This window comes from Microbulbifer thermotolerans (genome assembly GCF_900112305.1).
GTDB lineage: Bacteria > Pseudomonadota > Gammaproteobacteria > Pseudomonadales > Cellvibrionaceae > Microbulbifer > Microbulbifer thermotolerans.
This window is the reverse complement of record NZ_FOKT01000001.1, coordinates 395363-409909: the sequence shown is the minus strand read 5'-3', so window position 1 is coordinate 409909 and position 14547 is coordinate 395363. Positions and strand designations below refer to the sequence as shown.

Here is a 14547-nt window from a genome sequence, read left to right as displayed (position 1 = left end):
CCAAATTCCGATGCTTGTTATCCGACGGCATTGTACCGGCCAGGGGTTTTGAGACTGAGAATTAAAACATTAAGCGGTGCGGCGAACCGGGCCAGATCAGCCGCAGGCTTTGGCTTTCTGGCCAGCGTCAAGCATCCAGCGCCGTGCGAATTTCGCTTACCAGCTCCGCAACCTTTTCTCTGGCCGCCCCGGTATCCCGCGCCTCACCGATTGCCGATACCAGCAGGCTGCCAACCACAGCACCATCGCCGTGCTCACTTACCGCCCGGGCTGAAGCACCGTCTTTGATACCGAAGCCGACGCACAGGGGCAAATCCGAAAATCCGCGAATATGCGTCAGCTTGTCGCGCACTGATTCCGGGTCCAGGTGACCGGCACCGGTGACGCCCTTCAGAGACACATAGTAGATGAACCCGCTGGCTAAACCCGCGATTTCCTCGATGCGCCGATCACTGGTGGTGGGAGTCATCAGAAAAATATTGCGCAAATTGCGCTCCGCCAACAGCCGGTTCAGGGGACCGGCCTCCTCCGCCGGCAGGTCCACGGTCAGGGTGCCATCGACACCGGCTTCGCGGGCGGCGTCGGCAAATCGCTCGGCCCCCATCTTTTCGATCGGGTTCGCATAGCCCATTAGAATCACCGGTGTATCCGTATCCCGCTGGCGGAACTCCTTCACCAGGTCCAGGCAAGCACGCAGAGACGCCCCCTGAGCGAGGGCGCGTTCGTGTCCCCGCTGGATGACTGGCCCCTCGGCCATGGGGTCGGAAAACGGCACCCCGAGTTCAATCAAGTCGCAGCCGCTTTCCACCAGCTGGTGCATCAGCGGAACTGTATTTTGCAGGCCGCCGTCCCCGGCGACAATGTAAGTTACCAGTGCCTTGCGGCCCTCCGCGCGCAGCTCGGCGAAACGGCGGTCAATTCGATTTTCTTGTGTCACACCTCAATCCCTAATTCGAGTGCGGCCAGCGGCCGCTCCTATACTTGTATGCCATCAATGGCGGCGACGGTGAAAATATCTTTGTCGCCGCGGCCGGACAGGTTTACGACAATGTTCTGATCCGCCTTCATAGTGCCCGCCAGCTTACAGGCATAAGCCACCGCATGGCTGGATTCCAATGCGGGAATAATCCCCTCTGTACGCGTCAGCGTGCGGAAGGCATTCAGCGCGTCCTCGTCGTTCGCCGTGACATATTCGACCCGCCCGATGTCTTTCAGCCAGGCGTGCTCAGGCCCTACACCCGGGTAATCGAGACCGGCGGACACGGAATGGGTCTCGATAATCTGGCCGTCCTCATCCTCCATCAGGTATGTGCGGTTGCCATGTAGAACACCCGGCACGCCATCGTTCAACGGTGCTGCGTGGCGGCCGGTTTCGAGACCTTCACCGCCCGCTTCCACACCGTACATTTTGACAGAGCTGTCGTTTAGGAAAGGGTGGAAAAGGCCGATGGCATTGGAGCCTCCGCCTACGCAGGCCACCAGAGCATCCGGCAGGCGACCGAATTGTTCCAGGCTCTGGCGGCGCGCTTCGCGGCCGATCACCGAATTGAAATCCCGCACCAGCTGCGGATAGGGGTGCGGACCCGCCACGGTGCCGATAATGTAGAAAGTGTTGTCCACATTGGTAACCCAGTCGCGCATGGCCTCGTTCATGGCATCCTTCAGCGTCTTGGAGCCGGACTCCACCGGGATCACCTCCGCGCCGAGCAACTTCATACGGTACACATTGGGGGACTGACGCTTGACATCCTCCGCCCCCATATAAACTGCGCACTGGAGTCCCAGACGCGCGGCTACAGTGGCGGTGGCCACGCCGTGCTGACCGGCGCCGGTTTCGGCGATCACACGGGTTTTGCCGCTGTGCTTGGCCAACAGGGCCTGGCCAACAGTGTTGTTTACTTTGTGTGCCCCTGTGTGATTGAGGTCCTCACGCTTCAGCCAGATACGCGCTCCGCCCACCTGTTCAGTCAATCGCTCAGCCAGGTAAAGGGGAGACGGGCGGCCGACATAGTGGGCCAGATCGCGATCGAAAGCGGCGATAAATTCCGGGTCATCCTTCAGGCGTGTGTACATAGCCTGAAGCTCGTCTAGCGCACTGATCAGTGTCTCCGACACGAAGCGGCCGCCATAGGGGCCGAAGTGCCCGCCTGCATCCGGATAGGCGGAAAAATCGATCGCGCCTTCTTGCGCACTTTGATCACTCACTTGCACACTCCATCGATTGGAAAAACGAATTACCGGCTTTCGCCGCTCGGATAAAGGCAGCGACCTTCTGCGGGTCTTTGCGCCCCGGGGACAGCTCCACCCCGCCGCTGACATCCACCGCCTGGGGGCGCGCAACCGCTATCGCCCGCCCCACGTTGTCCGGATTCAAGCCTCCGGCCAGTACCAACGGGCGGCCACTGTGTTTCGGTACCCGCTGCCAGTCAAAGCTTTCACCAGTACCGCCAGGAACGCCCGGGCGGTAGGCGTCCAGCAAAAAACCGCGCGCGCGCGGGTGCTCATCCATCGCCCCGGCCACATCGAGGCCGTCTTTCATTCGCAACGCCTTGATATAGGGGCGCAGAAACTGCGCACAGTAGTCCGCGTCTTCACCGCCATGAAACTGCAGCAGGTTCAGCGGTACTTGGGCGAGCACGTCCCGCACCGTTTCCGCGTCGGCGTTAACAAAAAGCCCTGTCAGGGTGACAAAGGGCGGCACGGCTTCGGCAATGGCCGCTGCCCTATCGATTGCAACGCAGCGGGGGCTGGCCGGGTAAAACACCAACCCCAGGGCATCGGCCCCTGCGGCAACCGAGGCGATCGCATCTTCAATAGTGGTGATACCGCAGATTTTTACTTGCATCCTGCCCACAGCCGACCGGTGGTAAAAATATGAGGGAGGCGGCGATACTAGCAGATTGCCCATTGACGCGAAACGCACAGGGCGCGAGAAGCCCGAGGAAACCCAGCCATCGCGGCGGGCTTCCCCGACAGTCTGCGGGCAATTTCACAAGGGGGCCGCGATTTCACTCGCGGGGTACCACAATTGCTCCAGATGTGTCCAAGCAGAAATCAAGCGCCGAGACCGCCCAGCGGCAGGGGCACCAGCAGCGGCCCCGCTTCCGGCCGCGGCAGCTGAAACTCTTGCGGATACTGCACGTCCACCAGGTAGAGCCCAAATGGTGGCGCGGTGACGCCACCGGCAGTGCGGTCGCGACGCGCCAGAACCTGCCCTACCCACTCGGGCGGCTGCGCCCCGCGCCCCACAGCCATCAGCACTCCAGCGATGTTGCGCACCATATGGTGTAAAAAAGCGTTGGCACTCACTTCCATCACGATCAGCTGCCCCACTCTGGCGATGTCGAGGCGGGTGATCTCTCGCACCGGACTCTTTGCCTGGCACTGGGCGGCGCGAAAGCTGGTGAAGTCATGCTTCCCAATCAGGTATCCGGCTCCCGCCCGCATAGCCCGCACATCCAGCGGATGTTGAGTCCAGGTCACTTCGGCAGCGGCATGGGCGGAACGCGTGGGCGCGCTGTGGATCAGGTATCGATAACTGCGGGCACGGGCAGAGAAACGCGCGTGAAACTGCGCCGGCACCTCACGCGCCCAGCGCACCCGCACCGCATCCGGCAGCTGCGTGTTGACGCCCTGCACCCAGGCGCGCTCCGGTCGCAGGGCACGGGTATCAAAATGGATCACCTGATTGGTCGCGTGTACCCCGGCATCGGTGCGCCCCGCGCAAACCAGGCTCAGCGGCTCGGCGGCGATGCGGGACAGGGCCCGCTCCAAGTGTGCCTGCACGGTCTCGGCGGCAGATTTCTGCTTTTGAAAACCGCTCAGTCCGGCACCACAGTACTCGACACCAAGCGCGATGCGGCGCAGCCCCTCTGGCAGCTGTTCGCCCGGGGGGACTTCGCCATTGCGTTTGTATTGGTATCCACTCCGCATAGATTTCTCTCGGCGCCGGCCTCAGAGACTCATCCCCGGCCAAAACAAAAAAACCCCGCAGCGAATGCGAGGTTTTTCCGGCTTGGCGCGAAGGCTACGCCATACGCTCCAGCATTTCCTCGGCGCGCGCCTTGTGCTCGCCGCTGCTCTCCTGCACTACCTCGTTGAGAATATCTTTGGCGCCCTCCTTGTCACCCATATCCAGGTAAGCCTGGGCCAGCTCCAGCTTGGTGCTGATTTCATCGCTGCCCTCAAGCAGGTTCAACTCGGAGTCCAGGTCGCTTTCCAGATTAAAGTTCAGGTCGCCGAGATCTTCCTGCCCAGACGCCTGCGAAACAGCTTGTCCGGCAGAGACCGGTTCTGCCGTTTCAGCACCCGTCGGCCCAGACACCTCGGCAACCGCAAGATCACCCGCGGCCTCTTCGGCCCCGGCAACCGCGGCGCCACCCTGCCCCGGGGCAACCGTATCTTCGGCGACATCGGGGGACAGCTCACCCGCGATATCGTCTAAATCAATGGCGTCGAGATCCAGATCAGCGCCCAGCTCGTCGCTCATGGCATCCAGATCCGCGGACAGGTCGTCCAGGGATAATTCGGCATCATCTTCAAAGTCCGCCTGCCCGTCGGCAATCTGCGACTCGGTCTCCGTCACAGAGTCGTCGCCGTCGTCCATTGGCGTCAGGTCCAGGTCGAAATCGAGTCCGCCAGACGCCTCGCTGGCCGGCGCCTCCGAGCTGTCTGCTTCCTCGGACCCGGTGCTTTCGTATTCAATCGGACCGAGTTCGCCGCTCTGTTCCCCGTCGTCGGTAATACCGAGATTCTTATCTGTATCCAGGTCCAGCTCGCCCAGGTCCAGATCATCTAGATTAAACGCATCCTCTTCGGCTTCACCCGCTTGCGCCTCGCCACCAATATCGGTGTCCAGATCCAGGGACAACTCTGTCTCTTGCTGCCCGTCAGCGGCGTTATCTTCCGCCAGATCCAGGGTCAGATCATCCAGCAGAGCGCTGTCATCTTCCAGACTGGCCTCCAGTTCGGCACTCTCTGTTGCAGCGCTGGCTTCACTTTCAACACTTCCGAAGTCGTCCTCAAACGAAGCGCTGATATCATCCAGTTGCGCAGCCTCAAGAGACTCACTGGAAAAATCCATCTCCGGCGCCTCAAAAGGCGGTGCATCGGCAATGCTCTCGCGCAGGCGAGCAGCGCGGTCCGCCGCCGGACCGTCGCTGATGCGCAGCAGCTGGCGGTAGTGATCGTCGAACTTGGCCACATCCTGCTTGTGTGCGTAGACCTCCAGCAGCATCAGGCGTGCGTCCACATTCTGGCCATCCTGCTCCAGACCGGCCAGAAGCTTGCCTTCGGCCTCATCATACTGCCCCAGGGACAGATGGATTTCCGCTTCGGAGATGGGGTCGTCAGTACCCACTTCATCCAGGCCGCCAAAGTCGAAGTTTTCGTCGGACTCCAGATTCTCCACCGCGGCCAGGGTTTCATCTTTATCAGGAGACGCTTCCGGCGCTTCCGCCAAAGCGCGCTCAGCGGCCATCTCGCGCTCCACCTGCAACATGGCCTCCTCTTCCTCCTTGCGACGGCGCCAGGTGAAGAAACCGAACAGGCCTGCGAGCAGTACGATAGCCCCCGCTGCGAGCAACATTATGTTGTCCATCAGCCGCTCCATCAGCGTCGGCTCGGCAGAAGTCTGAACCACAACGACGCGATTGCGTTTGTTGTCCTCCTGCGGTGCCGGCGCCTCGGGCTCTGCAACAAGTTCTTCGGAGGCGGCTTCGACAACCGTCTCCTCGGCGGCCATATCCTCGCCTGCCGTTTCCGCGGAGTCCCATTCTCCGGTGGACGCGTCTTCCTCCGCGGACTCAGCGCCTTCCTCGTCTATCGCCATCGGGTCGAGGGCCGGCTCGGACTGCTCGGCCGCTGTCTGTACCGCGGCCAGCTCTTCGTTGGACACCTCTACGAGGCGCTCCATGGTATCGATCTGTTCGTCCAGCTCGGCAATGCGCTCCTGCAGTTCCTCGTTTTCCAGGCGCGATTTGTCCAGCTCTTCTTCGGCGACCGTCAGCTCACCGCTCAGAGCTTCACTGTCTTCGGTGCCGCTACCGGAGCCAGAAAGTACAGATTCGTTGTCTCCCGGAGCGGCGAGAGTCACACGTCCTTCAGGGATATCACTGACCGCTGTTTCATCAACAGCCGCACGCGCATCCAGAGGTGCGCCAGTGGCCACCTCATCGCCAATACGCTGGCGCCAGGAGGCATTCTGCACCGCCACTTCGGAAATTGCCTCGCGCATACCGAAGGCTCGGATATCCGCTGCTTCCGGCAGCCGCAGCACAGCCCCCTTCTTCAACAGGTTGATATTGTTATTGATAAACGCTTCTGGATTGAGGCGCTGAATTGCCAGCATCGTCTGCTGTACGGAAAACTCGCGCCCGACGCGGTTTTGCGCCGCGATCTCCCACAGAGTTTCGTTGGCGGCTACAGGACCGTATACCCGGCTGCCATCATCTGCCATCGGCGATTCATCAACAGCCATCGGCGCAGTTGCGCTAGGTTCTTCCATCGTCGCCTGCGGCTCGGCCGGTGCAGAGCGTGTGGTGGGGGCCTGTTGTGGCCGCGGCGCGGAAGGCGTGCGGCGCACCTGTTGGCGCTCGCGTTCGGCGGCACGCACCGGCCGCTTGGCGGCGGTGTCTGAGAAGGCGGGCAAATCCATCAGGAGGGTGTATTCCCGCAGCAGGCGTCCGCTGGGCCAGCGGGTTTCCACAAGAAAATTGAGGTAGGGTTCGCGTATCGGCGTACGGCTGGTAATGCGTATTACCGGCTGACCACCGGAGTAATCCACATCGAAACGCAATTCGGTGAGCAGGTAAGATCTATCGATTCCGGCCCGCTCAAAATCCTCCGCGCTGGCGAGGCGCACTTTAATTTCGTTGTCATCGAGGCCGCGGGTCTGCAGCAGGCTGATTTCCGCATTGAGGGGTTGGTTGAGGGTAGAGTTCAGCTTTATTTCACCCAGCCCCAACGCCAGAGCCAGGTTGCCCCCCAGCGCGCTGACCAGACCAACCGCAAGTGCCAGCTTTCGCACACGCATATCCGATTCCCTTTATTGTTAGAATCCCGGGTTTTCCGTCATCCGCCACGCGCATTTTCGAAAACCCCGCCACTGCACAGTAAACGTTCAATGGTGCAACTGCCGCAAGGACAGTTTTTCTCTCCGGCGAATGTATCGCCCCCCAAGGCCGAATGGAAGGAAGTTAAGAATGCACCTTCACTATGGCCGCTAAGTATTAAATATCAATAGTTTTTTAGCAACAAGTGCACAATCTGCACACAGTTCATGGCCAAATCTTTGCGCAAATTGTCCGAAACCGCACAAAAATTAACCTGCCGATGACTTAACAGACTTTGCCGCAAGCGCCCGATGAGCGTCGTTTCACCGCCGACAGCGTCTTCCGCCGAGGGCCGCTCCGCCATTTGCAGGCGGGCACCGTTTTTGAGCAGAGCGCGCACTTTTTCCAAATCGATATCTTCACTCAACGCGACACTCAAGTTGGCTAACTGGCCGTGAAAAACAGACGCAGTGTTAATGCAGGCATCCACCGCCACCGTATCGCCGAGCAGGCGTCGCAGATCGTGGATCAACGCCAATTCACTGATGTTGTGACCACTGGCCAGCAGCGCCTCGCTGGAACTCAACTGGTTAAATGCCAGCCGCTGTCCAATAGCGGGATCAATGTCCACGTCCTGGCCACTGAACATACGCGCCGTCTGCCCCGCCATCGCATCCACTGCGGACTTGCCCAGCGCCGACACCGGCTGATTGAGCTGTATCTCCACCCGCCGCAATTGATCGCGCAGAGGGAAGAGCGCCTCGGCCACCATCGCCGCACCGGCAACCGGCAGCGTCAGCACTCGGCGCTCAGCGGTGGCTATGGCATCGCTGTTGATCAGAGGATGCACCAGGGTAACGCTATCATCGCCGCGGGTATTTCCAGCGGTATCCAGCACCCATGCACCAGCCTTTTCTGCTGTGTCGAGGGCTGCCTGAGCAGCTTCACCAGCCTTGAGCAGTACCACGACCTGCTCTGCGGTAAAAGTGAATTTTTCCAGGGACTGCACCGGAATATTGCGTTTGGCAAATACTTGCTGCTCTACATCGCTATCCTGCACTTCCAGCAGTTGCAGCCGCTCCGCAGAGACGGAGCCGCGTTCCTCCAGGATTTCCAGCAGGGGAGCGAAAGCCGCATTGTCGACACCGACAATGACCAGTTCAGGGGTGCTTTCGGACATGGTGATTCACTTCTCGGGATGGGGATACAAAAGTGGGGCGATTATACTCACGCGGAGCGATCAAAAAAGCCGCTCCCGGGTTGTGAAACAGCTTTCTTGTGTGAAGGGAATCACAGGCTCGGACTTCCGCGGGCACAACTCGGCCAGAAATGCCGCGGCCCGCGCTTACAACTTGCCTGGAGCCCCTCTGATAAATGCACCGCCTGGTATAAGTCAGACTGCACGACCGGGCGGCGAACTCAGATGATCGATGGACTTTTCGAAACCGTCGTATACAGAGACTGACGGGTATATTTTCGAAATGCTCACCCCATTGCCTGAGCGCCCCGAAATCAGCGACAGCTCTCATGGGATTAAGGAACCTCTGATTAATTCGCGTGGACACTATGGTAGCTTCCGGGGCGCTCAGGCAATAGGAAGGACATTTCGAAAACGCACGAGTACTTCCCTGTAGCTCCGACGGATACATCCCTGTATCCGACGGTTTCGAAATGCCCGTCCTATCACCTGAGCTTCACATCCGCCCCCGAAGCGCCTCAGCCACCAGAAAGTGACTTAATCAGAGGTTCCTTAAATCAGAGTTTCCCAAGCAATATCAGCAATACTCGGCGCAGGGGTTCCGCCGCGCCCCAAAGCAACTGATCGCCGACCGTGTAGGCATTGAGGTATTCGGGCCCCATGTTGAGCTTGCGCAGCCGGCCCACTGGGACATCCAACTTTCCGGTTACCGCTGTCGGTGTGAGACGCTGCAGAGTGGCCTCGCGCTCGTTGGGAATTACCTTCACCCAGTCATTGGCGGTGCCGATCAACTGCTCTATGTCTGCCATAGGCAGGTCCTTTTTCAGCTTCACTGTGAAAGCCTGGCTGTGACAGCGCATGGCACCAATCCGTACGCAGGTGCCATCTACCGGCACGGTGCGCTCAGTGCCAAGGATTTTGTTGGCCTCTACCTGCGCTTTCCATTCTTCCCGGCTCTGGCCGTTTTCCAGCTGGGTATCGATCCAGGGTAACAGACTGCCGGCCAGGGGCGCACCGAACTCTCGCGTGGGGAAGTCTGCACTGCGCATGGTGTCGGCCACCTTGCGGTCGATCTCAAGGATAGCGCTGGCCGGATCTTCCAGCTCATGGGCGACGCCATCGCGGATTGCGCCCATCTGCGCGATCAGCTCGCGCATATTCTTCGCACCGGCACCACTGGCCGCCTGGTAGGTCATAGCGGATACCCACTCCACCAGATCCGCTTTAAAAAGACCGCCCAGTGCCATCAGCATGAGACTGACGGTGCAGTTGCCGCCGATAAAATTTTTCACCCCAGCGTCGATCCCCCGGTCGATCACATCCCGGTTGACGGGGTCGAGCACGATAATGGCATCGTCTTCCATGCGCAGACTGGAGGCGGCGTCGATCCAGTACCCCTGCCATCCTTTATCGCGCAACTTGGGAAATACGGCTTTTGTGTAGTCTCCGCCCTGGCAGCTGACAATCGCATCCAGCTCCGCCAGGGCATCCAGATCATAGGCATCGCCCAGCCGCGCCACTTCGCGCCCAATATCCGGGCCCTTGCCGCCGGCATTGGAGGTGGAGAAAAAAACCGGCTCTGGGATATGGGCGAAATCGTTTTCTTCCAGCATGCGGCCCATCAGTACCGAACCGACCATGCCGCGCCAGCCGATAAAACCTACTTTTTGCATTGCAGATAACCTTGAAATCCCGTGGTGTAAAGAATCCGGTCTATGGAGCCTCCGATGAGTTCACTCCCTGGCAGTTAAGAAACTTCGATGCCAGATGAGAGGCTCAGGTGATGGGGCGGACACTTCGAAATCGATCGGATACGAGGAAATAGCCGGCGGAGCCTCAGAGACTTGCTCGTGCGTTTCCGAAATGTCCTTCCTATTGCCTGGCCGCCCCGAAGTTCACAACATCACGCATGCGAATTAATCAGAGGTTTCCTGGCCGGTGTCACAGTGCTATCGCTAGCGCCGATAGCCGAGTGCTTCGGTCACAGCCGTGCCCATCTCCGCGGTGGATACCTTTTTACATCCTTCAGTATAGATATCCGCGGTGCGCAGGCCCTGATCCAACACTTTGCTCACTGCCGCTTCAATCGCATCGGCGGCTTCGCCCAGATTCAGCGAATAGCGCAGCATCATCGCCGCGGACAGGATGGTCGCCAGTGGATTGGCGATACCCTGACCGGCGATATCCGGTGCCGAGCCATGACAGGGCTCGTAGAGACCGAAACCGGCTTCATTCAGTGACGCGGACGGCAGCATACCGATGGAACCGGTGAGCATGGCAGCGGCATCGGAGAGGATATCGCCAAACATATTGCCGGTGACCATCACATCGAACTGCTTGGGCGCCCGCACCAGCTGCATAGCCGCGTTGTCCACGTACATATGTGACAGCTCGACATCCGGGTATTCCGGCGCCAGACGGTCCAGCACCTCGCGCCACAGCACTGTCACCTCCAGCACATTAGCCTTGTCCACGGAGCAGAGCTTCCCTTTGCGCTTGCGCGCGGCCTCAAAGGCGGTGCGCGCAATGCGCTCGATTTCCGATTCACTGTAGACGTAAGTATTGAAGCCCTGTTTTTCACCATTCTCCAAAGTGCGGATTCCGCGCGGCTCACCAAAATAGATACCGCCGGTAAGTTCCCGCACGATCAGAATATCCAGGCCGGAAACCACCTCCGGTTTCAGTGAAGAAGCCTCGGCCAGCTGTGGATACAGGATGGCTGGCCGCAGGTTGGCGTAGAGGCCCAAACCGCTGCGGATTTTCAGCAGGCCTTTTTCAGGGCGAATATGGCGCTCGAGCTGATCCCATTTGGGCCCGCCTACCGCACCCAGCAGTACCGCATCACACTTACCGGCCGCTTCCAACTGCGCGTCGGTAAGCGGTTCACCGTGAGCATCAATAGCGGCGCCACCGATCAGGCCCTGCTCAAAGGAAAGACCGAGATCGAATTTTTTGTCTACGGTTTCCAGTACCGCCACCGCCTGCTCGACAATCTCCGGACCTATGCCATCGCCCGGCAGGATCATAATTTTTTTGCTCATTTTCTTTTCCAGTTTAAGGGTGCGTGTTATCAGGGCCGGAGGCGATTCAGCGACCGGCATCTACGCCTTCCTATCAATCTATATTTTTGCGCCCGGAATTATTTCACCGCATCAAAAAGCCAGGGGGCTTGCTCGCGGCGCTTGGCTTCGTAAGCGCGGATATCCTCCGCATCCTCAAGAGTCAAACCGATATCATCCAACCCATTTAGCAGGCAGTGCTTGCGGAAAGCATCTACCTCGAAGCCTATGACATCGCCATCCGGCTTGACGACCTGCTGTTTCTCCAGATCGATGGTCAGCTCGTAGCCTTCCTGCGCATACATTTCCCGGAACAGCTGGTCTACAACCGCCTCGTCCAATACGATCGGCAGCAGGCCGTTCTTGAAGCAGTTGTTGAAAAAGATATCCGCAAAACTGGGCGCGATGATGGCGCGGAAGCCGTAATCGTCCAGGGCCCAGGGCGCGTGTTCGCGGCTGGAGCCGCAACCGAAATTCTTGCGCGCGAGCAAAACCGAAGCGCCTTTGTAGCGTGGAAAATTCAACGGAAATTCCGGGTTCAACGGCCGTTTGGAGCAATCCTGCCCCGGTTGCCCCTCGTCGAGATAACGCAATTCGTCGAACAGGTTGGGGCCGAAACCAGTGCGCTTGATGGACTTCAGAAACTGCTTGGGAATAATCAGGTCGGTATCCACATTAGCGCGGTCCATCGGAGCCACCAGCCCTTTGTGGCAAACAAAAGCCTTCATCACGCAGTCTCCGCTTGAGTTACAAATTCACGCACATCGACGAAATGACCGGCAATCGCCGCTGCCGCGGCCATCCCCGGACTCACCAAATGGGTTCGCCCGCCATAGCCCTGGCGCCCTTCGAAGTTGCGGTTGGACGTGGAGGCGCAGTGCTCGCCCGGATTGAGTTTGTCCGCATTCATCGCCAGACACATGGAACAGGACGGCTCGCGCCATTCGAATCCGGCGCGGGTAAAAATTTCGTGAAGCCCTTCCTTTTCCGCCTGTGCCTTCACCGCCTGGGAACCGGGTACAACCAGTACCTGCTTGACACTGTCGGCCTTATGGCGCCCCTTGGCCACCGCCGCCGCCGCGCGTAGATCTTCGATACGCGAGTTGGTGCAGGAGCCGATAAACACCCGGTCCAGCTTGATGTCTGCAATCTTCTGCCCGGCGCTCAACCCCATATACTCGAGGGCCCGCTCAATACCGGCGCGCTTGGTGGCATCCGCTTCCTCGGCCGGGTCCGGCACCCGCGCACCCACCGGGGCCACCATTTCCGGAGAAGTTCCCCAGCTGACCTGGGGCTCGATGTCTTCACCGCGCAATTCCACCACTGCGTCGAAAACCGCATCGTCATCGGAGTGCAGGCGGCGCCAGTTCTCGACAGCTTTATCCCACAATTCGCCCTTCGGCGCGTAGGGTTTGCCCTTCACGTAGTCGAGAGTGACTTGATCCACTGCCACCATACCGGCGCGGGCGCCCGCCTCGATGGCCATATTACATATCGTCATGCGGCCTTCCATGGACATGGCGCGGATCACCTCACCGCCAAACTCGATGGCATAACCGGTGCCACCGGCGGTTCCTATTTTTCCGATAATTGCCAGCACCACGTCTTTGGCGGTCACCCCCGCCCCCAGCTTGCCGTCCACGCGCACCAGCATATTCTTCATCTTGCGCTGAATCAGGCACTGGGTGGCCATCACATGCTCCACTTCCGATGTGCCGATGCCATGCGCCAGCGCGCCCAGGGCGCCGTGGGTGGAAGTGTGGGAATCGCCGCAGACGACGGTCATCCCCGGCAATGTCGCGCCCGTTTCGGGGCCGACCACATGCACTATGCCCTGCCCCGGGTGGTTGATACCAAACTGCACCACGTCGAAATGGCGGCAGTTTTCATCCAAAGTTTGCACCTGGATGCGCGCAATCTCGTCGCGGATACCTTCCACGCCAGCGGCGCGCTCGGTGGCGTCGGAAGGCACGTTGTGATCCGGCGTCGCCACCAGGGAATCCTTGCGCCAGGGTTTACGGCCCGCCAGCCGCAGACCTTCAAACGCCTGCGGAGAGGTCACTTCGTGGATCAGGTGTCGGTCGATATAAATCAGCGCAGTGCCATCTTCGCGGCTTTTTACCAGATGGTCCTGCCAGAGCTTGTCGTAGAGTGTCTGTCCGGCCATGGCCGCTTCTCCTCGTTCTTGAACTGCCGCAGTCTAGTCCCGGGCATTGAATAACATCAATTTATATTTATTATAAGTTAGAGTCCAATTTGGAATATTTGGTGAGAATGCGGTTTGTTACCCATCCGGTACTACACCGCCCGTTTGCAGGAAGAATCAGATTATGGAAATCCAGTGGCTGAAGGCCTTTCTGGCCACCGCCGAACAGGGCTCGGTGTCCGAAGCGGCGGAGCAACTGCACCTCACGCAACCAGCGGTCAGCAAGCGCCTAGCGGCTCTTGAACAGCAGCTGGATACTCCCCTGTTCGACCGCATAGGACGGCGTCTGCGCTTGACCGACGCGGGCCGTACCCTGCTGCCACGGGCGCGCCATATCCTCAACGAGGTCAGCGACGCGGAGCGTGAACTGCGCGCCCTGGGCAGCCATGTCAGCGGCAGCCTGCGCATCGCCACCAGCCACCACGTCGGTTTGCACCACCTGCCGCCGGTACTCAAAACCTTCAGCGCCCGCTACCCGGACGTCGCTCTGGATATCGACTTTCTGGACTCGGAGCAGGCCTATGAAGCGCTGGCTGCCGGCGAGTACGAGCTGGCCGTGGTCACTCTGGCACTGAAGGACTACCCCAACCTGGAGGCCAGAGTCATCTGGCCGGACCCCTGTGTCGTGGTGGCCGCACCGGACCACCCCCTGGCGCAGATGCCCGTCCTGGACATTGCCGACCTGGCCCGCTATCCAGCCATTCTGCCGGATCTGAATACCTACACGGGCAGGTTGATCAAAAGGGAGTTCGATGCCCGCGGATTAAAACTCACTGCAAAACTCGCCACCAACTATCTCGAAACCATCAAAATGATGGCCGGTGTGGGGCTGGGCTGGAGTGTACTGCCGCGCACCCTGGTCGACGACAGCCTCGCCGAGCTCCCTGTGGCGAAGCTGCATATCCTGCGCAATCTCGGCGTAATCAATCACCGCGCCCGCACCTTGAGCAACGCCGCCAGTGCCCTGCAACAATTGCTGCTCGCTACAGCGGATCAACAGCGCGCGGTGCCGGGCAGTCGATAGTGGATTTA

General features: G+C 59.6%; 11 protein-coding genes. 1 reads left to right on the top strand and 10 read right to left on the bottom strand.

Annotation, left to right across the window (positions count from 1 at the left end; all coding sequences use genetic code 11):
• Positions 1-127: 127 nt before the first annotated feature.
• The 10 genes from trpA to leuC form a co-directional block, all read right to left on the bottom strand.
• Positions 128-937 (bottom strand): tryptophan synthase subunit alpha, encoded by an 810-nt coding sequence (gene trpA / locus BM155_RS01715; RefSeq protein ID WP_067152432.1) that lies wholly within the window; start codon positions 935-937, stop codon positions 128-130.
• Positions 938-975: 38 nt separating this feature from the next.
• The gene (trpB, locus tag BM155_RS01710; protein ID WP_175487736.1) at positions 976-2205 is read right to left on the bottom strand and encodes a tryptophan synthase subunit beta; all 1230 of its coding nucleotides are present in this window, start codon (positions 2203-2205) and stop codon (positions 976-978) included.
• Complete coding sequence (locus tag BM155_RS01705) at positions 2198-2845, bottom strand: phosphoribosylanthranilate isomerase (protein WP_074900755.1); 648 nt, start codon at positions 2843-2845, stop codon at positions 2198-2200. The genes trpB and BM155_RS01705 overlap by 8 nt, the downstream gene beginning before the upstream one ends.
• 209 nt (positions 2846-3054) lie before the next feature.
• A complete protein-coding gene (truA, locus tag BM155_RS01700) occupies positions 3055-3933 on the bottom strand; it encodes a tRNA pseudouridine(38-40) synthase TruA (RefSeq protein ID WP_067152429.1) in 879 nt (292 codons plus the stop codon).
• 94 nt (positions 3934-4027) lie between these two features.
• Complete coding sequence (locus BM155_RS01695; protein ID WP_074900753.1) at positions 4028-7033, bottom strand: FimV/HubP family polar landmark protein; 3006 nt, start codon at positions 7031-7033, stop codon at positions 4028-4030.
• Between the two features lie 203 nt (positions 7034-7236).
• Positions 7237-8232, bottom strand: a complete 996-nt coding sequence (locus tag BM155_RS01690; protein WP_067152425.1) for an Asd/ArgC dimerization domain-containing protein — start codon at positions 8230-8232, stop codon at positions 7237-7239.
• Between the two features lie 575 nt (positions 8233-8807).
• The gene (gene asd / locus BM155_RS01685; RefSeq protein WP_067152423.1) at positions 8808-9923 is read right to left on the bottom strand and encodes an aspartate-semialdehyde dehydrogenase; all 1116 of its coding nucleotides are present in this window, start codon (positions 9921-9923) and stop codon (positions 8808-8810) included.
• Between the two features lie 282 nt (positions 9924-10205).
• Positions 10206-11291: a 3-isopropylmalate dehydrogenase gene (gene leuB / locus BM155_RS01680; protein WP_074900942.1), complete on the bottom strand. Its 1086-nt coding sequence runs from the start codon at positions 11289-11291 to the stop codon at positions 10206-10208.
• Between the two features lie 98 nt (positions 11292-11389).
• Positions 11390-12037 (bottom strand): 3-isopropylmalate dehydratase small subunit, encoded by a 648-nt coding sequence (gene leuD, locus BM155_RS01675; protein WP_067152420.1) that lies wholly within the window; start codon positions 12035-12037, stop codon positions 11390-11392.
• On the bottom strand, positions 12037-13476 hold the full coding sequence (gene leuC / locus BM155_RS01670; protein ID WP_067152418.1) for a 3-isopropylmalate dehydratase large subunit: 1440 nt from the start codon (positions 13474-13476) through the stop codon (positions 12037-12039). Before leuC ends, leuD begins: the two co-directional genes overlap by 1 nt.
• A gap of 163 nt (positions 13477-13639) precedes the next feature.
• Here leuC and BM155_RS01665 point away from each other — a divergent pair, with 163 nt between their 5' ends.
• A complete protein-coding gene (locus tag BM155_RS01665; protein ID WP_074900751.1) occupies positions 13640-14539 on the top strand; it encodes a LysR family transcriptional regulator in 900 nt (299 codons plus the stop codon).
• Positions 14540-14547: the final 8 nt, after the last annotated feature.

What these genes read in the sequence shown, in the direction of transcription:
- BM155_RS01705 (WP_074900755.1), bottom strand. Translation starts at nt 2,845, where the DNA reads ATGCAAGTAAAAATCTGCGGTATCACCACTATTGAAGATGCGATCGCC.
- truA (WP_067152429.1), bottom strand. Translation starts at nt 3,933, where the DNA reads ATGCGGAGTGGATACCAATACAAACGCAATGGCGAAGTCCCCCCGGGC.
- BM155_RS01695 (WP_074900753.1), bottom strand. Translation starts at nt 7,033, where the DNA reads ATGCGTGTGCGAAAGCTGGCACTTGCGGTTGGTCTGGTCAGCGCGCTG.
- BM155_RS01690 (WP_067152425.1), bottom strand. Translation starts at nt 8,232, where the DNA reads ATGTCCGAAAGCACCCCTGAACTGGTCATTGTCGGTGTCGACAATGCG.
- asd (WP_067152423.1), bottom strand. Translation starts at nt 9,923, where the DNA reads ATGCAAAAAGTAGGTTTTATCGGCTGGCGCGGCATGGTCGGTTCGGTA.
- leuB (WP_074900942.1), bottom strand. Translation starts at nt 11,291, where the DNA reads ATGAGCAAAAAAATTATGATCCTGCCGGGCGATGGCATAGGTCCGGAG.
- leuD (WP_067152420.1), bottom strand. Translation starts at nt 12,037, where the DNA reads ATGAAGGCTTTTGTTTGCCACAAAGGGCTGGTGGCTCCGATGGACCGC.
- leuC (WP_067152418.1), bottom strand. Translation starts at nt 13,476, where the DNA reads ATGGCCGGACAGACACTCTACGACAAGCTCTGGCAGGACCATCTGGTA.
- BM155_RS01665 (WP_074900751.1), top strand. Translation starts at nt 13,640, where the DNA reads ATGGAAATCCAGTGGCTGAAGGCCTTTCTGGCCACCGCCGAACAGGGC.